Source organism: Cupriavidus sp. 01L43, assembly GCF_056399925.1.
The window spans coordinates 240,962-265,995 of the sequence record NZ_JBFTSH010000001.1; the positions used below are offsets into that span (position 1 = coordinate 240,962).

Annotated in this window: 23 protein-coding genes; 11 read left to right on the top strand and 12 right to left on the bottom strand. The window is 66.6% G+C overall.

Annotated features, from left to right (window positions below; all coding sequences use genetic code 11):
* Positions 1-72: 72 nt before the first annotated feature.
* Positions 73-951 (bottom strand): LysR substrate-binding domain-containing protein, encoded by an 879-nt coding sequence (locus AC1DP9_RS01150; protein ID WP_477106395.1) that lies wholly within the window; start codon positions 949-951, stop codon positions 73-75.
* A 121-nt stretch (positions 952-1,072) separates the two neighbouring features.
* On the opposite strand from AC1DP9_RS01150, the gene AC1DP9_RS01155 reads away from it, so the two are divergent.
* From AC1DP9_RS01155 to AC1DP9_RS01180, 6 genes are all read left to right on the top strand, one after another.
* A complete protein-coding gene (locus tag AC1DP9_RS01155) occupies positions 1,073-2,320 on the top strand; it encodes a YbfB/YjiJ family MFS transporter (protein ID WP_454757233.1) in 1,248 nt (415 codons plus the stop codon).
* Between the two features lie 101 nt (positions 2,321-2,421).
* Positions 2,422-3,195 carry a class II aldolase/adducin family protein gene (locus tag AC1DP9_RS01160; protein WP_477106396.1) on the top strand — a complete coding sequence of 258 codons (774 nt, stop codon included), beginning with the start codon at positions 2,422-2,424 and terminating at the stop codon, positions 3,193-3,195.
* A 34-nt stretch (positions 3,196-3,229) separates the two neighbouring features.
* A complete protein-coding gene (locus AC1DP9_RS01165) occupies positions 3,230-3,418 on the top strand; it encodes a 4-oxalocrotonate tautomerase (RefSeq protein WP_092290396.1) in 189 nt (62 codons plus the stop codon).
* Between the two features lie 10 nt (positions 3,419-3,428).
* The gene (locus AC1DP9_RS01170; RefSeq protein ID WP_092290394.1) at positions 3,429-4,460 is read left to right on the top strand and encodes a threonine aldolase family protein; all 1,032 of its coding nucleotides are present in this window, start codon (positions 3,429-3,431) and stop codon (positions 4,458-4,460) included.
* Between the two features lie 19 nt (positions 4,461-4,479).
* Entirely contained in the window at positions 4,480-5,076 is a 597-nt protein-coding gene (locus AC1DP9_RS01175) for an NUDIX domain-containing protein (RefSeq protein WP_477106397.1), read from the top strand.
* Positions 5,077-5,090: 14 nt separating this feature from the next.
* Positions 5,091-5,318 (top strand): sulfurtransferase TusA family protein, encoded by a 228-nt coding sequence (locus AC1DP9_RS01180; protein WP_092134760.1) that lies wholly within the window; start codon positions 5,091-5,093, stop codon positions 5,316-5,318.
* Positions 5,319-5,389: 71 nt separating this feature from the next.
* Here AC1DP9_RS01180 and galU read toward each other — a convergent pair whose 3' ends face one another.
* A complete protein-coding gene (gene galU / locus AC1DP9_RS01185; RefSeq protein WP_092290390.1) occupies positions 5,390-6,259 on the bottom strand; it encodes a UTP--glucose-1-phosphate uridylyltransferase GalU in 870 nt (289 codons plus the stop codon).
* A gap of 169 nt (positions 6,260-6,428) precedes the next feature.
* Complete coding sequence (locus tag AC1DP9_RS01190) at positions 6,429-9,296, bottom strand: valine--tRNA ligase (RefSeq protein ID WP_477106398.1); 2,868 nt, start codon at positions 9,294-9,296, stop codon at positions 6,429-6,431.
* A gap of 240 nt (positions 9,297-9,536) precedes the next feature.
* Between AC1DP9_RS01190 and AC1DP9_RS01195 the strand changes: the two genes are divergently transcribed.
* Positions 9,537-11,933, top strand: a complete 2,397-nt coding sequence (locus AC1DP9_RS01195) for a UvrD-helicase domain-containing protein (protein WP_477106399.1) — start codon at positions 9,537-9,539, stop codon at positions 11,931-11,933.
* A gap of 44 nt (positions 11,934-11,977) precedes the next feature.
* Here AC1DP9_RS01195 and AC1DP9_RS01200 read toward each other — a convergent pair whose 3' ends face one another.
* From AC1DP9_RS01200 to AC1DP9_RS01215, 4 genes are all read right to left on the bottom strand, one after another.
* Positions 11,978-12,778, bottom strand: a complete 801-nt coding sequence (locus AC1DP9_RS01200; protein WP_477106400.1) for a BPSS1780 family membrane protein — start codon at positions 12,776-12,778, stop codon at positions 11,978-11,980.
* A gap of 6 nt (positions 12,779-12,784) precedes the next feature.
* Positions 12,785-13,771 (bottom strand): homoserine kinase, encoded by a 987-nt coding sequence (locus tag AC1DP9_RS01205; protein WP_092290382.1) that lies wholly within the window; start codon positions 13,769-13,771, stop codon positions 12,785-12,787.
* Positions 13,772-13,917: 146 nt separating this feature from the next.
* On the bottom strand, positions 13,918-14,286 hold the full coding sequence (locus AC1DP9_RS01210) for a DUF2782 domain-containing protein (RefSeq protein ID WP_092290380.1): 369 nt from the start codon (positions 14,284-14,286) through the stop codon (positions 13,918-13,920).
* Positions 14,287-14,482: 196 nt separating this feature from the next.
* A complete protein-coding gene (locus AC1DP9_RS01215) occupies positions 14,483-15,430 on the bottom strand; it encodes an LOG family protein (RefSeq protein WP_441590580.1) in 948 nt (315 codons plus the stop codon).
* Positions 15,431-15,434: 4 nt separating this feature from the next.
* Between AC1DP9_RS01215 and polA the strand changes: the two genes are divergently transcribed.
* The 4 genes from polA (at position 15,435) to AC1DP9_RS01235 (ending at position 21,902) form a co-directional block, all read left to right on the top strand.
* Positions 15,435-18,257, top strand: coding sequence for a DNA polymerase I (gene polA, locus AC1DP9_RS01220; protein ID WP_477106401.1), 2,823 nt, complete (start codon positions 15,435-15,437; stop codon positions 18,255-18,257).
* 204 nt (positions 18,258-18,461) lie between these two features.
* Positions 18,462-19,934 carry an NAD(P)/FAD-dependent oxidoreductase gene (locus AC1DP9_RS01225; protein ID WP_477106402.1) on the top strand — a complete coding sequence of 491 codons (1,473 nt, stop codon included), beginning with the start codon at positions 18,462-18,464 and terminating at the stop codon, positions 19,932-19,934.
* 105 nt (positions 19,935-20,039) lie between these two features.
* Complete coding sequence (locus tag AC1DP9_RS01230; protein WP_477106403.1) at positions 20,040-20,915, top strand: dienelactone hydrolase family protein; 876 nt, start codon at positions 20,040-20,042, stop codon at positions 20,913-20,915.
* Positions 20,916-21,092: 177 nt separating this feature from the next.
* Complete coding sequence (locus AC1DP9_RS01235; protein WP_255370686.1) at positions 21,093-21,902, top strand: ZIP family metal transporter; 810 nt, start codon at positions 21,093-21,095, stop codon at positions 21,900-21,902.
* 21 nt (positions 21,903-21,923) lie between these two features.
* On the opposite strand, the gene AC1DP9_RS01240 is transcribed toward AC1DP9_RS01235, so the two are convergent.
* From AC1DP9_RS01240 to AC1DP9_RS01260, 5 genes are all read right to left on the bottom strand, one after another.
* Positions 21,924-22,799 (bottom strand): sulfurtransferase, encoded by an 876-nt coding sequence (locus AC1DP9_RS01240; RefSeq protein ID WP_477106404.1) that lies wholly within the window; start codon positions 22,797-22,799, stop codon positions 21,924-21,926.
* Between the two features lie 53 nt (positions 22,800-22,852).
* Positions 22,853-23,131 carry a hypothetical protein gene (locus AC1DP9_RS01245; RefSeq protein ID WP_477106405.1) on the bottom strand — a complete coding sequence of 93 codons (279 nt, stop codon included), beginning with the start codon at positions 23,129-23,131 and terminating at the stop codon, positions 22,853-22,855.
* A gap of 5 nt (positions 23,132-23,136) precedes the next feature.
* A complete protein-coding gene (locus tag AC1DP9_RS01250; protein ID WP_477106406.1) occupies positions 23,137-23,409 on the bottom strand; it encodes a hypothetical protein in 273 nt (90 codons plus the stop codon).
* Positions 23,406-23,864 carry a DUF2778 domain-containing protein gene (locus AC1DP9_RS01255; RefSeq protein ID WP_477106407.1) on the bottom strand — a complete coding sequence of 153 codons (459 nt, stop codon included), beginning with the start codon at positions 23,862-23,864 and terminating at the stop codon, positions 23,406-23,408. The genes AC1DP9_RS01250 and AC1DP9_RS01255 overlap by 4 nt, the downstream gene beginning before the upstream one ends.
* A 98-nt stretch (positions 23,865-23,962) precedes the next feature.
* A complete protein-coding gene (locus tag AC1DP9_RS01260; RefSeq protein ID WP_092290365.1) occupies positions 23,963-24,883 on the bottom strand; it encodes a DMT family transporter in 921 nt (306 codons plus the stop codon).
* Between the last annotated feature and the right edge of the window lie 151 nt (positions 24,884-25,034).

Below are 25,034 nucleotides of genomic sequence, written 5' to 3' on the forward strand. Positions count from 1 at the left end.
CCACTTTCAGTGTAGGCGACCGGCCACATCTTGCACGCCGCAGCGCGGGCAAGGAATCCGAAGCGGAAGGGGTCAGGCAGCCTTTTGCGTGATGTCCGATACACCCGGCAGCATGTCGGCCAGCGCTGCCAGCGCCGCGCTGCCCATCGCCGGATGCCACGCCAGCACGGTGGTCACGGCGCCTTCGTCGCCGAGCGGATGGACGCTGATCTGCGGCAGGTCGCGGTATAGCGTCAGCACCGAGCGCGGCATGATCGCCACGCCGATACCGGCCGCCGCGCAGGCGACGATGGCATGGTAGGAGCCCAGTTGGATCACCCGCCCCGCCGCGTGGCCGTCGCGATTGCACCACTGCTCGAAGCGCGTGCGGTAGTTGCAGCCGGCCTCGAACGCGAGCAGCGTGTGGCGCTCCAGGTCGGCGGCGGAGTGGATCGGCGCATGCTGCGCGCTGGCGATGATCACCAGCTCCTCGGTAAAGGCGGGCCGGGTGACCAGTTCGGCATCGCCGAGCGGCTCGGCGACGAAGGCGCAATCGACCTCGAAGCGGCGCAGGGCGTCCAGCGCCTGTCGGGTTGGCAGCGTCACGAGTTCCAGTTCGACGTCCGGCCACGCCTGGTGATAGCGCGCCAGTACCGTCGGCAGCCGGCTGGCCGCCGTGCTTTCCATCGACGCCACCCGCAGCCGCCCGTGCGGCCGCGCCGGCTGCACCGCGTGGCGAGCCTCGTCGGACAGTTGCAGGATGCGCCGCGCGTAGTCGAACAGCGTCTGCCCGGCCGGGGTGAGCACCATGCGCTTGCCGTCGCGCAGGAACAGCTCCACGCCGAGCGACTGCTCCAGTTGCCGGATGCGCGTGGTCACGTTCGACTGCACGCGGTGCAGCCGCGTGGCGGCGCGTGTGATGCCTCCGGCCTCCACCACGGTGCGGAAGATTTCGAGTGCGGCGAGATCCATGATCGGCTTCCTTCTTGAATTGAGATTGATGCTATCTCAATAATTCATTTTATGTGATGGATGAATGCGACTAGGATAGTCAGGAATCCCGCTGGCCGCCAGCCGAACCCGCCCCCCGATCATGTCTCTCGTGAATACCGATGTCTCCGCCGCCCGCGCGGCCCCGCAAACTGCCGGACCCTGGGCGGTGGCCATGGCTGGCTTCGTGTCGCTGGCGCTGGCGATGGGCATCGGTCGGTTCGCCTTCACGCCGCTGCTGCCGATGATGTTGCATGACGGCACCGTCACGCTGGCCGAGGGCGGGGCGCTGGCCACGCTGAACTACATCGGCTACCTGCTGGGGGCGCTGCTGTGCCTGTTCATCCGCCCCGATCCCGTGCGGATGGTGCGCGTGTCGCTGGTGCTCACCGTGGTGCTCACGCTGGCCATGGCGCTGCCGGGCGGCATGCCCGCGTGGCTGGCATGGCGCACGATTGCGGGCATCGCCAGCGCGCTGGTGATGGTCTACGCCACCGCGTGGTGCATGCAGCGACTGGCCGAACTGGGCCATCCCACGCTGGGCGGGCTGATGTTCTGCGGTCCCGGCGTGGGGATCGTCGTGACCGGGCTGTCGGCGTTCGGCATGGTCGGCGCGCACTGGCTGGCGAACTGGGGCTGGATCGCCTTCACGGTGCTCGGCGCGTTGATGCTGGCGCCGGTCTGGCGCGTGTTCGGCGCGCCGCCGCCGGCCCTGCAGGCGCGGGCCGGACAGCCGGGGAGTGCAGGGCATGCGGAGGCAGTCGCCCCGACACCCCGGCTGGACCTCGAAACCTGGGCCCTGACCGTGGCCTACGGCCTCGCCGGCTTCGGCTACATCATCACCGCGACCTTCCTGCCCGTGATCGCCCGCCAGGCCATGCCCGGCACGGTCTGGGCGGACCTGTTCTGGCCGATCCTGGGCGCTGGCGTGGCCATTGGCGCCTTCCTGGCCACGCGCGTGGGCATGCATCACGACAACCGCCGGCTGGCGATGATCCTGTACGCGGTGCAGGCGGTTGGCGTGGCCGTGGCGGCATTCTGGCCGACCGTGCCGGGCTTCGCGCTGAGCAGCCTGCTCGTCGGCCTGCCGTTCACGGCGCTGGTGTCGTTCCTGATGCGCGAGGCGCGCCGGCTGTGGGGCAGCGCCGCCCCGAAGCTGATCGGGCTGATGACGGCCGCCTACGCGCTCGGGCAGATCGCCGGCCCGCCGCTGGCCACCACGCTGGTGGCGCGCACGGGCGGCTTTGCGGCATCCCTGGCCACCGCCGCCGCCGCGCTGCTGGTGGGGGCGGGCATCCTCGGCTGGATGGTCCGCGCCATGCCGTTGCGGGACGCTGCCGCCCCGCGCTGACTGCGCTACAGTTACGCCTGCGCCGCCTACTCGACCGGGACTGAACCCGCACGTGTCTGGAGCACGCCTCGCAGCAGGGCGGCCGCGGAGCGAATGTCCCCATGTCTTTTGCCTTGCAGCCCGCGCGTGCCGCGGGCCCGGCCGTTCCCGTCAGCGCCGAGGAGGCGCGCGTGCGCACCGACCTCGCCGCCGCCTACCGGCTGGCCGCGCTGGAGCGCTGGGACGACCTGATCTACACCCATATCTCGGCCACAGTGCCCGGTGAGCCGGACCACTTCCTGATCAACCCGTTCGGCTTCGCGTTCGACGAGATTCGCGCGTCGGACCTCGTCAAGATCAATGGCCGGGGCGAGGTGGTCGGCGAGACCGTGCACCCGGTCAACGTGACCGGCTTCGCCCTCCACGCCGCCGTGCACGCCGCGCGGGCCGATGCGCACTGCGTCATGCACCTGCACAACACCGCCGGCATCGCGGTCTCGGCGCAGGCGGACGGACTGCTGCCGCTGTCGCAGCACGCCATGCGCTTCCACGGCCGCATCGGCTATCACGACTACGAGGGCCTGGCGTTCACCCCGGCCGAAGGGGCCCGGCTCACGGTGTCGCTGGGCCAGCACCCGGCCATGCTGCTGCGCAACCACGGTACGCTGACGGTGGGCCGCACCGTGGCCGAGGCCTACGTGCTGATGGCCACCCTGATCAAGGCCTGCGAGATCCAGCTCGGCGCGCAGGCGGGCCGCGCCACAGTGCAGCCGCCGGCCGGGGTGGCCGAGCGCACCTCGATGCAGCTGTACGACAACGGCGCCGTCGAGGGCGAGATGGAATGGCCCTCGCTGCTGCGCAAACTCGATAGAATCGATCCCTCTTACCGAGACTGAGTCTCGCAAAATCCCTAAAAACGGAGTCAGCAGCATGCCCACGTTTCACGTCGAGATGTTCGAAGGCCGCACGGTCGAGCAAAAGCGCAAGTTTGTCGAGGAAGTGACGCGCGTCACCTGCGAGACGCTGGGCTGCTCGGTGTCGGCAGTGGACATCATCATCACCGATATCAAGCGCGAGAACTGGGCCACCGGCGGCGCGCTCTGGATCGACAAGAAGTAAAGACCCGCCCATGCAGCACTTCGCCTCCGACAACTACGCCGGCTTCTGCCCGGAATCGCTGAAATACTTCCTCGAGGCCAACGCCAGCGGCCACGAGAAGGCCTATGGCGACGATTCCTGGACCCAGCAGGTCTGCGACCGCATCCGCAACCTGTTCCAGACCGACTGCGAGGTCTTCTTCGTCTTCAACGGGACGGCGGCCAACTCGCTGGCGCTGTCGTCGCTGTGCCAGTCGTACCACTCGGTGATCTGCCATGAACTGGCGCACATCGAGACGGACGAGTGCGGCGGGCCGGAGTTCTTCTCGAACGGCTCCAAGCTGCTCACGGCGCCCGGCGTCAACGGCAAGCTGACCGCCGATGCGGTGGAGGCGCTGGTCACGCGGCGCACCGACATCCACTATCCGAAGCCGCGCGTGGTCTCGCTCACGCAGTCGACGGAAGTCGGCACGGTCTACACGGTGGAGGAGGTGCGCGCCATTGCGGCCATCGCCAAGCGGCGGCAACTGCGCGTGCACATGGACGGCGCGCGCTTCGCCAATGCGGTGGCGGCGCTGGGCGTGCATCCGTCCGAGATCACCTGGCGGGCTGGCGTGGATGTGCTGTGCTTCGGCGGCACCAAGAACGGCCTGCCGGTGGGCGAGGCCGTGGTGTTCTTCGACCGCCGCCTGGCCGAGGACTTCGCCTACCGGGTGAAGCAGGCCGGGCAGTTGGCCTCGAAGATGCGCTTCATTTCCGCGCCGTGGCTGGGCATGCTCGAGAACGATGTCTGGCTGTCCAACGCCCGCCATGCCAACGCGATGGCGCAACTGTTGCACCAGCGCATCGTCGACATTCCCGGCGTGCGCATCATGTTCCCGACCGAATCGAACGCGGTCTTCGCCGAACTGCCGCTGCCGGCCATCGAGGCCTTGCGCGCCAAGGGCTGGCTGTTCTACACCTTCATCGGCGCGGGCGGTTGCCGGCTGATGTGTTCGTGGGACCTGCAGCCCGAGACCGTGGAAGCGTTCGCCGCCGATATCCGCGCGGCCTGCGCCCTCTGAACCCCTGGAGCCCCCTCCGATGCAACCGTACCGTTTCTGCCCCCAATGCGGGGCGCCGCTGGAGCACCTGCCGATGTCCGGCCGCTATCGCCATGCCTGCGTGCAGGACGGCTGCGGCTTCGTGCACTGGAACAACCCGCTGCCGGTGCTGGCGGCGGTGGTCGAGTACGAGGACAAGCTGCTGCTGGCGCGCAACGCGGTATGGCCGGAGGGGATGTTCGCGCTGGTCACCGGCTTCATGGAGCGCGACGAGACGCCCGAGCTGGGCGTGGCGCGCGAACTCAAGGAGGAGACCAATCTCGACACGGAATCCGCGTCGCTGATCGGCGTCTACGAGTTCATGCGCAAGAACGAGCTGATCATCGCCTATCACGTGAAGGCGACGGGGCGCATCGAACTGTCCGAGGAACTGGCCGAATACAAGCTCGTGGCGCCCGAGAAGATGCGGATCTGGAACGCCGGCACCGGCTTTGCCGTGGCCGATTTCCTGGAGCGGCGCGGGATGCCCGTGCGCTTCTTCGACCGCGCCTCGGGCGAGGRCATCCCCGACCCGCGCCGGCCGACGGACTTCAGCCTCGTCGCCGCTTCGTTACAATACGGCATCGACCAAAAATAAGTGGGATGAGAGGAATGGACTTCCAGAAAGAAGTGGACGCGCGCGGCCTGAACTGCCCGCTGCCGATCCTGCGGACCAAGAAGGCGCTGGCGGACATGGCCAGCGGCGACGTGCTCAAGGTGCTGGCCACCGACCCGGGCGCCACGCGCGACTTCCAGGCCTTCGCCAAGCAGACCGGCAACGAGCTGCTGTCGCACGCCGAGGTGGACAAGGTGTTCGTGTTCTACATGAAGCGCCGCTAAGACCGCCTGGCCCCCGGCCATAAAAAAAGCCGCCTCGATCGAGGCGGCTTTTTCATGCCGGGGCGGAACGCTTATCCGCGCTGGGCCAGATAGGCGCTGAACTCGTCGCGCACTTCCGGGTGCTTCAGGGCGAACTCGACAGTGGCCTTCAGGTAGCCGAGCTTGCTGCCGCAGTCGTAGCGCACGCCGTTGTAGCGGTAGGCCAGCACCTGCTCCTGGTCGAGCATCGACTGGATGGCATCGGTCAGTTGGTACTCGCCGCCGGCACCTGGCTTCAGTTCACGGATGTGGTCGAAGATGCGCGGCGTGAGGATGTAGCGACCCACCACGCCAAGGTTCGACGGGGCGTCCTCGGGGGCCGGCTTCTCGACGATGCCGGACATCTTGATCACGCGCTCGTCCCATTCGCGGCCTTCCACCACGCCGTAGGAGCGGCTTTGTTCCGGCGCGATCTCTTCCACGCCCAGGACCGAGCAGTTGTAGTGGTTATAGACGTCGACCATCTGCTTCATGATCGGCACGTCGCCGTCGAGCAAGTCGTCCGCCAGCATGACCGCGAACGGCGTGTCGCCGACCAGCTTGGCCGCGCACAGCACGGCGTGGCCCAGGCCCAGGGCCTCGGGCTGGCGCACGTAGTAGCACTCCACGTGCGCAGGCTTGATCGAACGCACCACATCGAGCAGGGCCTGCTTGTTTTTGGCCTCCAGCTCCATTTCCAGTTCGTACGCCTTGTCGAAATGGTCCTCGATGGCGCGCTTGGAGCGGCCCGTGACAAAGATCATTTCCGTGATGCCGGCGGCCATGGCTTCTTCCACGGCGTACTGGATCAGCGGTTTGTCCACCACTGGCAGCATTTCCTTGGGACTCGCCTTGGTCGCGGGGAGGAATCGGGTACCTAGCCCAGCGACCGGAAAGACGGCCTTGGTGACGCGGTTTTCCATTTCAGCTTTCCTTTTCAATCCGGTGTAACACCGTGCCGTACAGGGAGGGCGCCGTCTGTCCGGCTTCGTCCGACGCTGACGTAACAGTCACATGTCGTTACACATGAACGAGGCCGGATACCAGTCGAGTTGCAACTTTCGTGCCGGTGGCGCAGAAGTGGCGAACCCGTCAGGCGGGCAGACGCTGTAGTTGATCCTGGAGCTTGGCCAGCGTCTGTTCGAAATCCGACAAACGCTGTGTTTCCTGCGCCACAACCGCGGGCGGCGCCTTGGCCACGAAGGCTTCGTTGGTCAGCTTGCCCCGGCATTTGCCGATTTCATTGCTGATCCGGTCGATCTCCTTGCCCAGGCGCACGCGCTCGGCTGCGACGTCGATCTCGATCTTCAGCAGCAGGTGATTGCCGCCGACGATGGCCACCGGCGCCCCGGCGCCTTCCTTCTGGAGGGCGACCTCGTCTTCGAACACCTTCACCTCGGAAAGTTTCGCCAGCGCCTGGATTTGCGCCGCCGCGGCGTTCAGGAAGGTGCTGTCGCCGTGCGTGTAGAGCGGAATGCGCTGGGCCGGCGAGATGTTCATCTCGCCCCGCAGGTTGCGGCAGGCGTCCACCACGGCCTTGAGCTGGGCCACCCAGGCTTCGGCGGCTTCGTCGATCTTGGCGGCGGCCGGCAGCGGGTAGGCCTGCAGCGCGATGGTCTCGCTGCCGTCACCCTTGGCGCGGCCGGCCAGCGGGGCCACCTTCTGCCAGAGTTCCTCGGTAATGAACGGGATGATCGGGTGCGCCAGGCGCAGTACCGTCTCCAGCACGCGCAGCAGCGTGCGGCGCGTGGCGCGTTGCTGGGCCTCGGTGCCAGTCTGGATCTGCACCTTGGCGAGTTCCAGGTACCAGTCGCAATACTCGTCCCAGACGAACTTGTAGATTGCGCTGGCGATATTGTCGAAACGGTATTCGTCAAAGCCCTTTTCGACTTCGCCTTCCACGCGCTGGAGCAGCGAGACGATCCAGCGGTCTGCCTGCGAGAAGTGCAGGTAGCCGTCCGGGCCGCAGTCGTTGCTGCACGGGCCCATGCCGCAATCATGGCCCTCGGTGTTCATCAGCACGAAGCGGGTGGCGTTCCAGAGCTTGTTGCAGAAGTTGCGATAGCCCTCGCAACGGCCCGTGTCGAAGTTGATATTCCGGCCCAGCGTGGCCAGCGAGGCGAAGGTGAAGCGCAGGGCGTCCGCGCCGAACGCGGGAATGCCGTCCGGGAACTCCTTCTTCGTCTTCGATTCGATGCGCGGCGCGTCCTTCGGGCGGCGCAGGCCCGTGGTGCGCTTCTTGAGCAGCGGGGCCAGCTCGATGCCGTCGATCAGGTCCACCGGGTCGAGGGTGTTGCCCTCGGACTTGCTCATCTTCTTGCCTTCGGAGTCACGCACCAGGCCGTGCACGTACACGGTGTGGAACGGCACCTGGCCGGTGAAGTGCTTGGTCATCATGACCATGCGCGCCACCCAGAAGAAGATGATGTCGTAGCCGGTGACCAGCACCGACGACGGCAGGAAGTGCTCCAGTTCCGGCGTCTGCTCGGGCCAGCCGAGTGAAGAGAACGGCACGAGCGCGGACGAGAACCACGTGTCGAGCACGTCTTCCTCGCGGCGCAGCGGGCCGGTGCTGCCGGCCGCCTGCGCCTTGGCGCGGGCGTCTTCCTCGGTGCGGGCGACGAAGCAGTTGCCGGCGTCGTCGTACCAGGCCGGGATCTGGTGGCCCCACCAGAGCTGGCGGCTGATACACCAGTCCTGGATGTTGGCCAGCCACTGGTTGTAGGTGCTGTTCCAGTTCTCGGGCACCAGCTTGATCTCGCCGTTCTGCACGGCGTCCAGCGCCACTTCGGCGATCGAGCGACCCGGATAGAACGTGCCCTCGGGGGCCGGCTTGCTCATGGCGACGAACCACTGGTCGGTCAGCATCGGCTCGATCACGCTGCTGGTGCGCTCGCTGCGCGGCACCATCAGCTTGTGCTTCTTGACCTCGCCCAGCAGGCCCTGTTCCTTCAGGTCGGCCACCATCTTCTCGCGGGCCTCGAAGCGGTCCATGCCGGCGTAGGCGGCCGGCGCGTCGGCGACGATCTTGGCGTCCAGCGTCAGGATCGAGAGCTGCGGCAGGTTGTGGCGCTGGCCCACCGCGTAGTCGTTGAAGTCATGGCCCGGCGTGACCTTGACCACGCCCGTGCCGAAGGCGCGGTCGACGTATTCATCGGCAATGACGGGGATCTGGCGATCGGTCAGCGGCAGGTGCACGAACTTGCCGATCAGGTGCGCGTAGCGCTCGTCCTCGGGGTGGACCATCACGGCGGTGTCGCCGAGCATGGTTTCCGGGCGCGTGGTGGCCACGGTCAGGTGCGTCAGGCCGTGCACGGCGTCCGGCTCGGCCAGCGGGTAGTGGATGTGCCAGAGCGAGCCTTCCTCCTCCACGCTGTCCACTTCGAGGTCGGACACGGCCGTGCCCAGCACCGGGTCCCAGTTGACCAGGCGCTTGCCGCGATAGATCAGGCCCTGTTCGAACAGGCGGACGAATACCTCGGTCACGGCCTGCGACATCTCGGGCGACATCGTGAAGTACTCGCGCGTCCAGTCGATCGACGCGCCCATGCGGCGCACCTGGCGCGTGATGGTGGAGCCCGACTCTTCCTTCCACTCCCAGACCTTCTCGACGAACTTCTCGCGGCCGAGGTCATGGCGCGACACGCCCTGGGCTTCCAGCTGGCGCTCCACCACGATCTGCGTGGCGATACCCGCATGGTCGGTACCCGGCACCCACAGCGTATTGGCGCCGCGCATGCGCGCGTGGCGCGTCAGGCCGTCCATGATGGTCTGGTTGAACGCGTGGCCCATGTGCAGCGTGCCGGTCACATTGGGGGGCGGCAGCTGGATGGCGAAATCGGGACGATTGGCATCCATCGTGGGCTGGGCGATGCCGCGGCGCTCCCATTCGGGGCCCCATTTCTCCTCGATGGCGGCGGGTTCGAAGCTCTTGGCAAGGGACTGGTCTTGGGCGGTCATGCTGGGGATGTCGAGGTATGCGGGTCGGGGCTGGGCGGTGGGCGGACTGATCGAAATCCATCGAAAACAGTCGGCGCGCCACGGCGTCGGGCCGGGAAAACGTCAAATTATAGGGGAGGCGGGGGTGCCGGTGCGCATTTGCCGACGCCGACGGCTGCCGGGTGCCGCTGGCGGCCCCGGTCCCCCCGGTATAATTGCCGCCATTCCCCGGCCCCACGCGGCCAAAAGGCCCCTTCCCCGATGTCCAGCCTGCTTGCCAATCTCAACGCCGAACAACTCGCCGCCGTCACGTTGCCCGATGAACCGGCCCTGATCCTGGCGGGGGCGGGCAGCGGCAAGACCCGCGTGCTGACCACCCGCATCGCCTGGCTGATCCAGAACGGCCGGGTGTCGCCGGCCGGCGTGCTGGCCGTGACATTTACCAATAAGGCGGCCAAGGAGATGCAGACCCGCCTGTCGTCCATGCTGCCCATCAACACGCGCGGCATGTGGATCGGCACCTTCCACGGGCTCTGCAACCGGATGCTGCGCGCGCACTTCAAGGACGCCGGGCTGCCGCAGACCTTCTCGATCCTGGACACCCAGGACCAGCTTTCCGCGCTCAAGCGGCTGCTGAAATCGCTGAATGTCGATGACGAGAAGTATCCGGCCAAGAACGTCCAGTACTTCATCAATAACGCCAAGGAGCAGGGGCTGCGCCCCCGCGACGTGGAGGCGAACGACGATTTCAACCGTCGTTTCGTCGACCTGTACGCCGCCTACGACGAGCAGTGCCAGCGCGAAGGCGTGGTCGATTTCGCCGAGTTGCTACTGCGCTGCTACGAACTGCTGCGCTACAACGACGCCATCCGCCAGCACTACCAGCACCGCTTCCGCCACGTGCTGGTGGACGAGTTCCAGGACACCAACGTGCTCCAGTACCAGTGGCTCAAGCTGCTGGCCGGCTACGGCACGGGTAGCGCGGCAGCCGTGTTCGCCGTGGGCGATGACGACCAGAGCATCTACGCGTTCCGGGGTGCCAACGTCGGCAATATGCGCGACTTCGAGAGCGAATTCCGCGTGCGCCACCTGATCAAGCTGGAGCAGAACTACCGCTCGCATGGCCACATCCTCGATTCGGCCAACCACCTGATCGCCCACAACGCGCGGCGGCTGGGCAAGAACCTGCGCACGGACGCGGGCCACGGCGAGCTGGTGCGGGTGTTCCAGGCCGGCTCGGACGGGCAGGAGGCCTCGTGGATCGTCGAGGAGAGCCGCGACCAGATCGCCCAGGGCATGTCGCGCTCCGAGATCGCCATCCTGTATCGCAGCAATGCGCAGTCGCGGGTGATCGAGCACGCGCTGTTCTCGTCCGGCATCGCCTATCGGGTGTATGGCGGCCTGCGCTTCTTCGAACGGGCCGAAGTGAAGCATGCACTCGCTTATCTGCAGTTGATCGAAAACCCGCGCAACGACGCGGCGTTCGGGCGGGTGGTCAACTTCCCGACGCGCGGCATCGGGGCGCGTTCGCTGGAGCTGCTCCAGGACGCCGCGCGCCAGTACAACGTCTCGCTCTCCGAGGCCGTGGCCTACGTGCCGGGCAAGGCGGGCAGCACGATGGGCGCGTTTATCCGCCTGATCGAGCAGATGCGGGCCGAGACGCGGCGCATGACGCTGCCGGAGACGGTGGAGTATGTGATCAACACCAGCGGTCTGATCCAGCACTTCCAGAACGAGAAGGAAGGGCAGGACCGCATCGAGAACTTGCAGGAACTGGTCACCGCCGCGCAGGCTTTCGTGGTGGAAGAGGGCTATGGGCTCGACGCGCTGGCCAGCGTGCTGCCCGCCAACCGGATCGGCGACGCCGCGCCAGTGCTGGCCGATGGCGACCAGGTGCTCCAGGTGCTCGATCCCGAGCAGTTGCCGGTGGTGATGACGCCGCTCGTGGCCTTCCTGACCCATGCCTCGCTGGAGGCCGGCGACAACCAGGCCCAGGCTGGCCAGGACGCGGTGCAGATGATGACCGTGCACGCGGCCAAGGGCCTCGAATTCAACGTGGTGTTCATTACCGGGCTGGAAGAGGGCCTGTTCCCGCACGAGAACAGCGCGATGGAGGCCGATGGGCTCGAGGAGGAGCGCCGCCTGATGTACGTGGCGATTACCCGGGCGCGCGAGCGGCTCTATATGTCCTTCGCCCAGAGCCGCGTGCTGCACGGCCAGATGCGATATCACATCCGCTCGCGCTTCTTCGAGGAGTTGCCCGAGGCGTCGCTGAAGTGGATCACGCCGCCGGCACAGGCCTACGGTGCGTACGGCGGCGGCGGCGGCGGTGGTGGCGGCTATGGCCGCAACCGCCAGGGCGGCGGGGAGCGGGAAAGCGGCTGGGGCCGCGACTGGTTCAAGAAGCCCGAGGACGTGCCCTACAGCGGCACCCGGCCCACGGGCGGCATGGACACCGGCAAGAACTACGCCGAGGAAAAGCGCGCGGCCGACACCGGCTTCCGGGTCGGCCAGAACGTGTTCCACAACAAGTTCGGGGAAGGCAAGATCACGGCGCTGGAAGGCGAGGGCGCCGATGCGCGCGCCAATATCAACTTCAAGCGCCACGGCGCCAAGTGGCTGGCGCTGGCGGTGGCCAAGCTCGACACCATCGACTAAAGCCGGGCCCTGGCCGGGGTAGCCCCGGCCAAGTGCCTAATACGTCATGGATTGACGTTCTGGGTGTCGGTGGCCTCGGCCGGCACGATGTTGAAGCAGCCGCGATAGGTGGCGTAGAAAGAGCAGTACAGGATCGCCAGCATCAGCAGCGAGTACGGCGTGACCAGGAACGACAGCACCGTCTCCGCGCCGATCGCGGCGAAGATCACCTCCAGGAACAGCGGCAGCGCCACGATCAGGACGGCGAACAGGCCGGCGTAGGCGAAGAACGCGCCCCGGTTGCGCCAGCAGGCCGTCCAGCTGAAGAACAGCGCCTTCACCGGCGGCACGCCGTGCCAGGCAGTCAGCATCGGCGCGAACCAGAACAGCATCGCGATCGGCGTGTAGAGCGCCGCCCCGGCCAGCATCGCCAGGTAGAGCTGGCGCATCGCGTCCGGCGTGGGCTCCTCGCCCTTCAGCACCACCTGCGCCAGCGCGCCGATATCAACCAGCGACGTGGCGATCAGGCTCAGCAGGAACACCAGCGCCGCATAGATGCCGCCCAGCACGAACAGATGCCGCATGGCCTGCTTGCCATTGCTGCGGAACCCCGCCAGTAGCACGGTCGGTAGCACGCGCTTGCTCTGGATGACATCGCGGCAGGCCGTCATCACCCCCACGTTGATGCCCGGCGTGACCACCAGCAGCGCGATGATGCCGAACAGCGGCACGAAGATCGCGAGCTGCGCGGCAATCAGGTAGATGAACAGCAGCATCAGGAACGCGAGCGGGTTCTTGCGGAACAGCCAGATACCCTGGCGGAACCAGACGTAGCCTTCCTTGGCGGGAACTTCCAGTAGTTGCATGGCGAATCAGATCCAGGGGAGCGGTGCGGCGTCGTCGAGACGGCGGCGCAGGATGCGTTCGAAGTGGGTCGGATCGTGCGGCTGGAGCATGTCGGCCTCGCGCGGCAGGAAAAAGTCCCACAGACGCGATACCCAGAAGCGCAGCGCGCCCGCACGGAGCATGTCCTGCCAATGCGCGGCCTCGGTGGCCGTGAGCGGCCTCACCGCATGATAAGCCCGCAGCATGGCCTGCGCCCGGTCAACGTCCAGCGCGCCGGTCGGCAGGTCGATACACCAGTCGTTCACGGTCACGGCCAGGTCGAACAGCCACTTGTCGTTGCCGGCGAAGTAGAAATCGAAGAAACCGCCGAGTTGCGGCGCGCCGCTGGCGTCGGTGTCGAACAGGACGTTGTCGCGGAACAGGTCGCAGTGGCACGGGCCGCCGGCCAGCGCGGCGTAGTCGGCGCTGCCGAAGAACGCGGTCTGGTGGGCGATCTCGCCGGCCAGCAACTGGCGCTGGGCCGGGTCGAGGAACGGCAGGATCTCGGGCTCGGTCTGGCGCCACCAGGCCAGGCTGCGCAGGTTGGGCTGCTGGCGCGGATAGTCCTGCCCGGCCAGGTGCATGCGGGCCAGCATGGTGCCCACCTCGGCGCAGTGGCTGGCCTGCGGGGACAGTTGCGACGCCCCGGAGAGCCGCGTGACGATGGTCGCCGGCTTGCCCTTGAGCGCGCGCAGGATTTCCCCGTCGCGCGCGGCCACGGGCGCCGGCACGCTGATGCCGTGTCGGGCCAGATGGTCCATCAGGTGCAGGTAGTACGGCAGCTGCGCGAAGGTCAGCCGCTCGAAGATGGTCAGCACGTACTCGCGCGTGACGCCATCCTGCTCCATGGTCAGAAAGAAATTGCTGTTCTCGATCCCGGAAGCAATGCCGCGCAACGCGCGGACTTCGCCAAGGTCGTAGTCAAGCAGCCAGCGGGCGATCTCGTCCTGCGAGACCGTGGTGAATACGGCCATACTGTTTTATTGGTGCGAATCGGGCGCGGCAGGCCGGTCTGGACAAAAACCGTCCGCCGCCGCGGCATGACTGCCGGAGGGCCGGCGCGATCCGGTCGGGCGTTGCCGTCCGGCCGGGTCGTGGGTGAAAAGGATCGCTGAGACGCTCAGAACTTCAGGTTGACCGACGGCACGCGGTTCACGTCATGGTCACGAATCTTGGGCGAGCTGTCTTCCGGCTTGCTCATCTCGTACTTCGTGCCCACGCCGGAGCGTACCTGGATATCGGTGGCCTGCCCCTTGTTCCGGTACTCGGTCACCTGGGTCCCATCGCGCTCACGCAGCACGAAACTCGGCTCGCGCGGCTGGTTGAGCTGGCTTTTCGACGCGGGCGCGATCGGCTGATTGTTGATCTGGTTCAGTTCTTGTTGTGTCAGCGCACTGCTTTCCGCGTTGCCCTGTGCGGCGGCCAGGGCCGGCACGAGTGCCAGCACGGTCGCGGCGAGCACGGCAGCCGGGTGCGAGGGGGAGGTCATCTGGGGCTCCTGTGCGTGCGGGCCGGCAGGCCCCGCCACGCGGATTGAGTCTGCGGCCCGGCGGCGCCGGACCTGGCAGACTGACAGGCTTCCATTCTAGCAATTCCTGCCGCCCACGGGCCGCTCTCGTGACCCCCGGGGCACCCCGGCACGTGCTGCCTGCGCCCCCTGGCTGGCCGGGGACGCCGCCAATGCCTTACAGATAGAACATTTCTTCCTTCGGCGGGATGGGGTGATCGCCGCCGCGCTTCTCGTAATAGTCATAGACCGCCTCCAGCACTTCCTGGGGCTCGTCCACGATCTTCATCAGGTCGAGGTCGTGCTCGGCGATCAGGCCCATCGGCAGCAGCGTGAAGCGGAACCAGTCCAGCAGGCCCTTCCAGAACCGGCTGCCGTACATCACCACCGGCACCGAGCGCGACTTGCCGGTCTGCACCAGCGTGAGCACCTCGGCCAGCTCGTCCAGCGTGCCGAAGCCGCCGGGCATGACGATGAAGGCGTCCGAATTCTTCACGAAGGTGACCTTGCGCGTGAAGAAGTGGCGGAAGCGCATGGCGATGTCCTGGTACGGATTGCCCTGCTGCTCGTGCGGAAGCTCGATGTTCAGGCCAACGCTGGCGGACTTGCCGGCGTGCGCGCCCTTGTTGGCCGCTTCCATGATGCCGGGGCCGCCGCCGGAGATCACCGCGAAGCCGGCGTCCGAGAACAGCCGGGCGATCTCGATGGTCTTCTGGTAGTACGGCGAGTCCTCGCGCAGGCGCGCGCTGCCGTAGATCGAGACCGCCGGGCGGATCTCCGAGAGGTACTCGGTCGCCTCGATGAACTCTGCCATAATCGTGAACATTTGCCACGAGGCACGCGCCTTCTTCGCGGTGGCGCGGTCTTCATCCGCCAGCGCGCGCAGGCTCGGAATCATCTTGCGTGGGTTGGCACGCGCTGCCGCTGCCGCGGCGGCCGCATCCTGGGCTTCGGGCGATTTGCCCGCCGCCGCGGCATCGGCTTTCGCGGCGATGGCGGCGGCATGCGCCGAGGCCTTCTCGGGCGGCGGGTTCACGGTATCGCCGGAGATGTCGGAAACGTCCGTATCGGCCAGGGGGCCGGTCGCTGCGCCACCAGCAGGGGCGCCAGTCAATTTAGAGTCCATGGGAATGTCGGATAGTCAAAAAACGCTTTTGCTCGTCGATGGATCGAGCTACTTGTATCGCGCGTATCACGCTCTGCCGGACCTGAGGAATGGCGAAGGGCTGCCTACAGGGGCAATCTACGGCATGATCAACATGTTGCGCAAGCTGCGCAACGACTTCCCGGCAGAGTATATCGCTTGCGTGTTCGACGCCAAGGGCAAGACGTTCCGGGATGCGCTATACCCCGCATATAAGGAACATCGCCCGTCCATGCCCGAGGATCTGGCCAGGCAGATCGAGCCGATCCACGAGGCCGTGCGCGCGCTGGGCTGGCCGATCGTGGTGGTGGAAGGCGTCGAGGCCGACGACGTGATCGGCACGCTGGCCTGCCAGGCCACGGCACAGGGCGTGCGTACCGTGGTATCCACGGGCGACAAGGACCTCGCGCAACTGGTGAACGACCACGTCACGCTGGTCAACACCATGAGCGGCGAAGTGCTCGATCCGCCCGGTGTGGTGGCCAAGTTCGGCGTGCCGCCGGAGCGGATCGTCGACTATCTCTCGCTGATTGGTGATGCGGTGGACAACGTGCCCGGCGTGCCCAAGGTGGGTCCGAAGACCGCCGTGAAATGGCTTGCCGAATACGGCACGCTCGACACCATCATGGCCGGTGCCGATGGCATCAAGGGCGTGGTGGGCGAGAACCTGCGCAACACGCTCGACTGGCTGCCGCGCGCCCGGGAGCTGGTCACGGTCAAGACCGACTGCGACCTCAGCGACGCCGTGGCGGACTTCCACGCGCTGCGCGAACTGGGCGAGGACAACGAGAAGCTGATCGCCTTCTTCTCGCGCTATGGTTTCAAGACCTGGCTGCGCGAGGCCACGGGCGAATCGCTGCCGAACGCCCGTGCCGCCGCCCGCTCTTCGCGTGCCGGCGCCGCGCCGGCGCCTTCGCCGCAGGGCGGGCTGTTCGATGGCCCGGCCGATGTGTCGACCGACCTGCCGGCCCCCGACACCACCCCGGCCGAGATCCGCTACGAGACCGTGACCACCGAGGCCGCACTCGACGCCTGGATCGCCCGGATCGTCGACGCGCCGCTGACCGCCATCGACACGGAAACCACCTCGCTCGACCCGATGCAGGCCCAGCTGGTGGGCCTGTCGCTGTCGGTGGAGCCCGGCGAGGCCGCCTACATCCCGGTCGCCCATCGCGGCCCGGACGTGGCCGGCATGGATAACCACGGCCAGCTCTCGCGCGAATACGTGCTGGAGCGCCTGCGCCCGTGGCTGGAAGACCCGGCGCGGCCGAAGCTCGGCCAGCACCTGAAGTACGACTCGCACGTCTTCGCCAACCACGGCGTCAAGCTGCGCGGCATCGCCCAGGACACGATGCTGGAAAGCTACGTGCTGGCCTCGCACCGCAATCACGGCATGGACAGCCTGGCTGAGCGGTTGCTGAACCTGAAGACGCTGACCTACGAGGAAGTCTGCGGCAAGGGCGCCAGCCAGATCGGCTTCGACCAGATCGACCTCCAGCGCGCCACCGAGTACGCGGCCGAGGATGCCGACGTGACGCTGCGCCTCCATCGCAAGATGCATCCGCAGCTGGACGCGGCAGACGGACTCAAGTACGTGTACGAGAACATCGAGATCCCGGTCTCGGTGGTGCTTCAGAAAATTGAGCGCAATGGCGTGCTGATCGATGCCGCGCGGCTTGGCGCGCAGAGCGCCGAACTCGGCCAGCGCATGATGGAGCTGGAAAAAGCCGCCTTCGAGGCCGCTGGCCAGCCGTTCAATCTCGGTTCGCCGAAGCAGATCGGCGAAATCCTGTTCACGCAGATGAAGCTGCCGGTGGTCAAGAAGACCGCCAGCGGGGCGCCGTCCACCGACGAAGAGGTGCTGCAGAAGCTGGCGGAGGACTATCCGCTGCCCAAGCTGCTGCTCGACTATCGGGGTCTGTCGAAGCTCAAGTCCACCTACACGGACAAGCTGCCGAAGATGGTCAACCCGCAGACCGGGCGCGTGCACACGAGCTACGGCCAGGCCACGGCCGTGACGGGCCGGCTGGCCTCGACCGAGCCGAACCTGCAGAACATCCCGGTGCGGACCGAGGAAGGCCGGCGCATCCGCGAGGCGTTCATCGCCGCGCCGGGCAACGTGATCGTCTCCGCCGACTACTCGCAGATCGAACTGCGCATCATGGCCCATATCTCGGGCGACGAGAACCTGCTGCGCGCGTTCGCCAACGGCGAGGACATCCACCGCGCCACGGCGGGCGAGATCTTCGGCGTGGAGCGCGAGGCGGTGTCCAGCGAGCAGCGCCGCTACGCCAAGGTCATCAACTTCGGTCTGATCTACGGCATGAGCGCGTTCGGGCTGGCCAGCAACCTCGGCATCGAGCGCGAAGCGGCCAAGCACTACATCGACCGCTACTTCATGCGCTACCCGGGCGTGGCCCACTACATGGAAGAGACGCGCCAGACCGCGCGCGAGCAGGGCTACGTGGAAACGGTGTTTGGCCGCCGCCTCTGGCTGCCCGACATCAACGGCGGCAACGGCCCGCGCCGCCAGGGCGCCGAGCGCGCCGCCATCAACGCGCCGATGCAGGGCACGGCGGCGGACCTGATCAAGCTGTCGATGATCGCCGTGCAGGACTGGCTCGAGCGCGACAACCTCGGCACGCGCCAGATCATGCAGGTGCACGATGAACTGGTCCTCGAAGTGCCGCAGGCCGAACTCGAGCTGGTGAAGACGCGCCTGCCCGAGCTGATGTGCTCCGTGGCGACGCTGCGCGTGCCATTGGTGGCCGAGGTGGGCAGCGGCAGCAACTGGGAAGAGGCGCATTGAAGGTGACGCCTCTCCTGCATGCGGATGCGTACAGGAGAGGCGTTGCGGTGAATGCGCGACATCATCGCGTGGAGGCTTGCCAGTTCTATTGCCGTGCAGCAAACTGGCAGCAACGAACATGATCCGCGCGACGCCACAACGACAACATAATCCTCGCCGACGCGGGTCGACACCGGTTTCCAAATAGAGAAGATCGGGTAGACCATGAGCACCACGGATGGCAGTACAACCGGTAGCGAAGTAGCGGCAGGCACGGCGGCACACATCGGTACGCAAGCCGATACACGCGGCGAGACATCGCCCAATCCATCGCCCACCCCATCGCCCAACGCCCAGCGCGACGCGCTGCGCGCGACGCAGGCATCCACCCATCGCATCATCGTCGTTGGCGGCGGGGCCGGCGGGCTCGAGCTCGTGACCCGGCTCGGCGACAAGCTGGGCAAGCGCGGCCAGGCCCAGGTGGTGCTGGTGGACCGCTCGCCCACGCACATCTGGAAGCCGCTGCTGCACGAAGTCGCCGCCGGCAGCATGGATCCCAACACCCACCAGCTCGAGTACGTCGCGCAGGCGCGGTGGCACCACTTCGAGTTCCAGCAGGGCGAACTGACGGGCGTCGATCGGGCGCGCAAGGTCATCCAGGTGGCCGCGTGCGTCGATCTGGATGGCACGGAACTGCTGCCCGCACGCGAACTCCCCTATGACACGTTAGTCCTGGCCATCGGCTGCGTCACGCATTTCTTCAACGTGCCCGGCGCGGCCGAGCATGCGATCGCGCTCGATACCGTCGAGCAGGCGGAGCGCTTCCGCCGCAAGCTGATTGCCGCGTGCGTGCGCGCCCAGAACGGGCGGGGCCGCACCGGCGAGGACGGCCGGCCGCGGGTGGACGTGGCGATCATCGGCGCCGGCGCCACGGGCGTGGAACTGTCCGCCGAGCTGCGCAACACCGCGCACGTGCTCAACGCCTACGGCCTGCACCAGCTGGACCCGCGCCGCGACGTGCGCATCCACGTGATCGAAGCCGGCCCGCGCATCCTGCCGGCGCTGTCCGAGCGCGTTTCCGCCGAGACCACCAAGCTGCTGCGCAAGCTCGACGTGGACGTGCTGACCGCCGAGCGCGTGACGCAGGTCACCGACGACGCCGTGCTCACCGCCAGCGACAAGCGCATCGACGCCGACCTGACGGTCTGGGCGGCCGGCATCACCGCGCCGGGTGTCCTCCGCACGCTCGGCCTGCCGGTCAGCAAGCAGGGCCAGATCGTGGTCGGTCCCACGCTGCAAACCGAGGCCGATCCGGACATCTTCGCGTTCGGCGACTGCGCCAGCTGCCCGTGGCCGGAGAAGCAGACCGCCGTGCCGCCGCGCGCGCAGGCGGCGCACCAGCAGGCCACCTTCCTCTATGACGCGATCGGCGCACGCATGGACGGCAAGCCGCTGCCGAAGTTCGGGTTCAAGGACTTCGGCTCGCTGGTGTCCCTGGGGCACTTCAGCGCGGTCGGCAGCCTGATGGGTGGGCTGATTGGTGGGTCGATGTTTATCGAGGGGCTGATGGCACGCTTCATGTACACCTCGCTGTACCGGATGCACGTGCTGGCGCTCCACGGCGCCATCGGCATGGGGCTCGATACGGTGACGCACTGGCTGCGCAGCAAGACCAGCCCGCGCGTGAAGCTGCACTGAGGCACTGAGGGGAGGGGGCGCACGGGGCGGCAAAGTGCGCTTAGAATCGCTGGCGTTGCGTGAGCATCGTATGCGTCACGCCAGCGAACCCAAGGAGCCCGCCCCATGCTGCAGCCTGAAGTGGAAAGCCTCGTCCCCGGCCAGACGTTCGATCGCCGGCGTTTCGTCAAGACCGCGCTGGGCTCCGCCTTTGCGGCGGCGGCCCTGCCGGTGGCGGCCGAAACCATCAAGACCGACTTCAATGGCCTGACCACCGGCGAAGTGACCATCCCGTCCGGCGGCTTCAACATGCCCGCCTACCGTGCCCAGCCCGAAGGCAAGACCAACCTGCCCGTGGTGCTCGTGATCAGCGAGATCTTCGGGGTGCATGAACACATTGCAGACATTTGCCGACGCTTCGCCAAGCTCGGCTACCTGGCCATCGCGCCGGAACTGTTCGCGCGGCAGGGCGATCCGGGCAGCTTCGGCACGATCCAGGAATTGCAGACCAACGTCATCGCCAAGGTGCCGGACGCGCAGGTCATGGGCGACCTGGACGCCGCCAGCACCTGGGCCGGGGCCCATGGCGGCGACCTGAACCGGCTCGGCATCACCGGTTTCTGCTGGGGTGGACGCGTCACATGGCTCTACACCGCCCACAGCCCCCGGGTGAAGGCCGGCGTGGCCTGGTACGGCCAACTGGTGGGTGAGCCGACGCCGCTCAAGCCGCGCAGCGCGCTGGAGAGCGTCAACCAGCTCCACGCGCCCGTGCTGGGACTGTACGGCGGCAAGGACACCGGCATCACGCAGGAGCACGTCGCGAAGATGAAGGCCGCGCTGGCAGCATCGCCCGATGCCAATGCGAAGGCCTCGACCTTCGTGGTCTATCCCGAGGCCGGCCATGCCTTCAATGCCGATTACCGATCCAGCTACGTGGAAGCCGCCGCCAAGGATGGCTGGCAGCGCTGCCTGGCCTGGCTGAAGGCGAACAAGGTCGCCTGAGCCGGGGAGGGCGATTGACCCCGCGCTGAGTCGGACCATTGCGGACATTGCAAAGTCGGTGCGGACATACGTACAATGCGGCTTTCCAGTTTTTGCAACCTTGTTGCGTTAATCGGTATGCGGGCGGCCTGACCGTCGCATACCGGGCGCCGGGAGCCCATCATCCATTCCACGCTTCTGTACATCCTGCTGGCGGCGACCATTTCGGGCGTCGGGAGCATTCTCGGGGCGGCGCTGCTGTCGCTGACCGTGGCCTCGCGCGTGGTCGACCGCATGGTGAGCTTCTCGGTAGGGGTGCTGCTGGCCACGGCGCTGCTTCACTCGCTGCCCGAGGCGTTCGAGTCCGGCGCAGACCCGCGTGCGCTGTTCGGCACATTACTGGCTGGCCTGCTGGGCTTCTTCCTGCTGGAGAAGATCTCGCTGCTGCGCCACTCGCACCACCATGAGGGCGATGGACACCACCATCATCACGGCCACGACCGCGAAGAAGCGGGCCGCAGCGGCCTGACCATCCTCGTCGGCGACACCTTCCACAACTTTGCCGATGGCATCGTGATTGCCGCTGCCTTCCTGGCCGATCCCAAGATCGGCGTGGTGACGGCGCTGGCGATCGCCGCGCATGAGATTCCGCAGGAAGTCGGCGATTTCATCGTGCTGCTCAACGCGGGGTTCTCGAAGGCGCGCGCCTTTGCATTCAACCTGTTGTCGAGCCTGGCGGCCGTGGTCGGCGGCGTGGTGGGATATTTCCTGCTGGACCAGCTGAGCGGCTGGATTCCGTACGTGCTCGTGATTGCATCGAGCAGCTTCGTCTACATCGCCGTGAGCGACCTGATGCCGCAGATGCAGCGCCGGCCGCGCCTCAAGGAATCGGCGGTGCAGGTGGTGCTGGTGGCGGCGGGCATCGCGGCGATCGTGTTCATCACGAACGGCGTGCGCGAGGAACACGACCACCACCGTGGGGCGAAGACGGAGGCGGCGTCGCGCTGACGCCGCTTCGCGCCTGGGGATTCAGGCCCCAGTCGCCACCGGCCGCTTCGGGTCGGCGCACCACTCGCTCCACGACCCCGGATAGAGCGCCGCGCCGGTCAGCCCGGCCACTTCCATCGCCAGCAGGTTGTGGCAGGCGGTCACGCCGGAGCCGCACTGCATCACCGTATCGGCCGGCGCCTTGCCGGCAAACACCTGGCCGAACTCCGCACGCAGCGTCTCCGCCGGCTTGAAATGGCCGTCCGCGGCGAGGTTGTCCTTGAAGAAGCGATTCACCGCACCGGGAATATGGCCGCCGACCGGGTCGAGCGTCTCGTTCTCGCCGCGGAAGCGGTCGGCGGCGCGGGCATCCACGACCAGCCGCGCGGGGCTGGCGAGATTGGCCAGCAGCGCCTCGGCATCGACGGTCGGGACCAGCGACGCCTTGCGCGACAGGTCGCCGCCAGTGCCGTTATCAGTGTCCGTATCGGGCTCCGGGGTTGCCCCGCGCTCGAGCGGCAGCCCAGCCGCCACCCAGGCATTCTTCCCGCCATCGAGCACCGTCACGGCCCCATGGCCAATCCAGCGCATCAGCCACCAGAGCCGGGCCGCGAACATGCCGCCCTGGGCGTCATAGGCCACGACCAGCGAACCATCGTTCACGCCAAGCGCCCGCAGCCGCGCGGCGAACAGTTCCGCATCGGGCAGTGGATGCCGGCCGTTGAACCCGGTCTTGGGGCCGGACAGTTCGTTATCGAGATGGAGGTAGTAGGCCCCCGGCAGGTGCCCTTGGTGATAGGCCTCACGCCCGGCGGCCGGGTCGGCGAGATCGAACGAGCAGTCGAACAGCACGACGTCTTGGTTGCCCCGGCTAAGCAGTGCGTCCAGTTCCGTCGCGGTAATCAGTGGGTTCGGCATTGGCGATAAGCATCAGGTTGAGCAATGCTGTCAATGCTACACCGCAGGACCGATCAGCGCAGTTTCGTGCGTCGGCGGAACTTGTGCCGGAGGAACAGGCCAAGGGCCGTCAGGATGGCCACGGGCGGTAATGAGAGGATCAGGTAGTGGTAGGTCGTCAGGGACTCGATGCCCCTCGACTGATAATCCCTCGTCAGCCAGTCGATGAAATGGCCCACCGACTCAGGGTATTCAGGAAAATAGTCGGGATAGCGGCTCCATACGAGCCCATAGATGTGGGTGGCTACGATCAGCCAGATCACCAGCAGGAGGCAGTTGCGGAGCCGCCTCACTTGATTTATCTGGCACGCCGGCGCAGCAGGTGCCGGATAGACAAGACGAGAGCCGTGGCGGCGGCCACGGGGAGGAAGGACAGGATCAGGTAGTAGTAGGTGGCGAGGGACTCGACATCGTCCATCTGTGGATCCGTTGTCAGCTGTCCGATGACATCAGCCACCCACTCCGGGTAGTCAGGGAAGAGGTCCGGGTAGTGGCTCCACGCCATGGCATACAAAAACGTGGCGAACACCAGCCAGATTGTTAGTAGCACGGCATTGGCGAGCCATTTCATTTGACCACCACTTTTCCATAGGCGCGGAAATCCGCGCCCGGGACAGTACTTTGTCTGGATCGTTTCAACAAGCTGTGGATGACGTGGAAGTCGGCTGCCCGGTGGACGGTGATGCATCCCTCACTGATGCCCCTCTCGCCCATGGGATGAAGCCTGAAGTTGCCACGCTTCACCTCGTTGCAGAAAGTCCAGTCGTCAATGCGGCCGTCTTCGGCATACAGGGCGAACCAGTTCTTTTTGTTGGCCACCAAGTCGCGCAGCCAGCCAAATCTGCCGCCTGTCTCGCGGTCTATGACGTAGTAGGTGCCGGGTGGAATTGGCCCGAGCTTTACCAGGCAACTGTTCGCCCGCTTGTTGATATAAGGTGTCTTTCCCGAGAAGGCCGGGAATGAAGCGCCGCCAACACTAAATGCGCTCATCGGCTGGTCGTTCAACACAAAACTGCACTGCTGCATGGCAAGGCTCCGTCGTCGCGTTCAGACGGGAGACTCTATCCATTCATCATCCGACGGATCTGACCCGCATCAAGGCGGGTCGGCCTTTCGGCGTTCTGCTACACCTCGGGATGGACTTCCGCCTCCGCCGATTTCACTGGCGTGGCCGGGGTCGGGTGCTTGTCGGTGTCACGGGCGCGGGTGAGGGTGGTGGCGATGCCGCTGGCGATGATCAGCACCATGCCGAGCCACGAGATCCAGTTGAGCTTGTCGTCCCAGACCAGGATGCCCCAGAGGCTGGAGAACACGATGCCCGCGTACTGGAGGTTGGCGGTCAGCAGGGTGTTGCCGCGCTTGTAGGCGCGTGTCATCGAGGTTTGGCCCAGCGTGGCCAGGATGCCGATGGCGAGCAGCAGGCCGGCGCCGTGCCAGGTGTGGTGGCTGACGCCCGAGTAGAGCATCCAGACCAGCCCGCAGACCATGCCCACGCTCGAGAAGTAGAAGACGATGCGGCCTTCGGGCTCGCCGAGCTGGCCGAGCTGGCGCACCTCCACATAGGCCAGCGCCGTGAACACGCCAGAGATCAGTCCGATGAGGCCGCCGGTCAGCTGGTCCTTGCCGACCGATGGCTGCAGCAGGCACAGCACCCCGGCGAACGACAGCAGGATTGCGCCGATCAGCTTGCGGTCCGCGCCGCCCGCCGTGCCGGCCAGCGCCGCGCTGGCGCCCAGGATCAGGGCGATCCAGACCGGCGACATGTAGTTCAGCGTCATGGCCGTGGCCAGCGGCAGCAGCGTGATCGAGGTGAACCAGAGCAGCAGGGCGGTCACGCCGAACAGGCTGCGCTTGATGTGCGTGGCCATGTGCGGCGTGCGCACGGAGATGCCTTGCGAGCGCAGCATGATCCACATGATCGTCACGCCGATGATGCTGCGGTAGAAGACGATCTCGCCTGTGGTGTAGAACTCGGATGCCAGCTTGACGCCCACCCCCATCAAGGAAAAGGCGAAGGCGGCGAACAGCATCCAGAGCGATTGCATGGCGGGGGCGAGAGAGGTGGAGCGAAGGCTGGCCGGGCTTCGTGGTGGCCGGCGCAGCGCGGGAAAACCCCGATTCTAACAGTGGCCAGATGGCCACTCCAACGCAAAACGGACCGTTTTCACGGTCCGTTTCTGGCTGGCTACAGGGCTT

What these genes read in the sequence shown, in the direction of transcription:
- AC1DP9_RS01210 (WP_092290380.1), bottom strand. Translation starts at nt 14,286, where the DNA reads ATGACCTCCCCCTCGCACCCGGCTGCCGTGCTCGCCGCGACCGTGCTG.
- AC1DP9_RS01180 (WP_092134760.1), top strand. Translation starts at nt 5,091, where the DNA reads ATGGACTTCCAGAAAGAAGTGGACGCGCGCGGCCTGAACTGCCCGCTG.
- AC1DP9_RS01215 (WP_441590580.1), bottom strand. Translation starts at nt 15,430, where the DNA reads ATGGACTCTAAATTGACTGGCGCCCCTGCTGGTGGCGCAGCGACCGGC.
- AC1DP9_RS01160 (WP_477106396.1), top strand. Translation starts at nt 2,422, where the DNA reads ATGTCTTTTGCCTTGCAGCCCGCGCGTGCCGCGGGCCCGGCCGTTCCC.
- AC1DP9_RS01200 (WP_477106400.1), bottom strand. Translation starts at nt 12,778, where the DNA reads ATGCAACTACTGGAAGTTCCCGCCAAGGAAGGCTACGTCTGGTTCCGC.
- AC1DP9_RS01150 (WP_477106395.1), bottom strand. Translation starts at nt 951, where the DNA reads ATGGATCTCGCCGCACTCGAAATCTTCCGCACCGTGGTGGAGGCCGGA.
- AC1DP9_RS01195 (WP_477106399.1), top strand. Translation starts at nt 9,537, where the DNA reads ATGTCCAGCCTGCTTGCCAATCTCAACGCCGAACAACTCGCCGCCGTC.
- AC1DP9_RS01240 (WP_477106404.1), bottom strand. Translation starts at nt 22,799, where the DNA reads ATGCCGAACCCACTGATTACCGCGACGGAACTGGACGCACTGCTTAGC.
- AC1DP9_RS01155 (WP_454757233.1), top strand. Translation starts at nt 1,073, where the DNA reads ATGTCTCTCGTGAATACCGATGTCTCCGCCGCCCGCGCGGCCCCGCAA.
- AC1DP9_RS01230 (WP_477106403.1), top strand. Translation starts at nt 20,040, where the DNA reads ATGCTGCAGCCTGAAGTGGAAAGCCTCGTCCCCGGCCAGACGTTCGAT.
- AC1DP9_RS01190 (WP_477106398.1), bottom strand. Translation starts at nt 9,296, where the DNA reads ATGACCGCCCAAGACCAGTCCCTTGCCAAGAGCTTCGAACCCGCCGCC.
- AC1DP9_RS01255 (WP_477106407.1), bottom strand. Translation starts at nt 23,864, where the DNA reads ATGCAGCAGTGCAGTTTTGTGTTGAACGACCAGCCGATGAGCGCATTT.
- AC1DP9_RS01260 (WP_092290365.1), bottom strand. Translation starts at nt 24,883, where the DNA reads ATGCAATCGCTCTGGATGCTGTTCGCCGCCTTCGCCTTTTCCTTGATG.
- AC1DP9_RS01250 (WP_477106406.1), bottom strand. Translation starts at nt 23,409, where the DNA reads ATGAAATGGCTCGCCAATGCCGTGCTACTAACAATCTGGCTGGTGTTC.
- AC1DP9_RS01165 (WP_092290396.1), top strand. Translation starts at nt 3,230, where the DNA reads ATGCCCACGTTTCACGTCGAGATGTTCGAAGGCCGCACGGTCGAGCAA.
- AC1DP9_RS01205 (WP_092290382.1), bottom strand. Translation starts at nt 13,771, where the DNA reads ATGGCCGTATTCACCACGGTCTCGCAGGACGAGATCGCCCGCTGGCTG.
- galU (WP_092290390.1), bottom strand. Translation starts at nt 6,259, where the DNA reads ATGGAAAACCGCGTCACCAAGGCCGTCTTTCCGGTCGCTGGGCTAGGT.
- AC1DP9_RS01170 (WP_092290394.1), top strand. Translation starts at nt 3,429, where the DNA reads ATGCAGCACTTCGCCTCCGACAACTACGCCGGCTTCTGCCCGGAATCG.
- polA (WP_477106401.1), top strand. Translation starts at nt 15,435, where the DNA reads ATGTCGGATAGTCAAAAAACGCTTTTGCTCGTCGATGGATCGAGCTAC.
- AC1DP9_RS01225 (WP_477106402.1), top strand. Translation starts at nt 18,462, where the DNA reads ATGAGCACCACGGATGGCAGTACAACCGGTAGCGAAGTAGCGGCAGGC.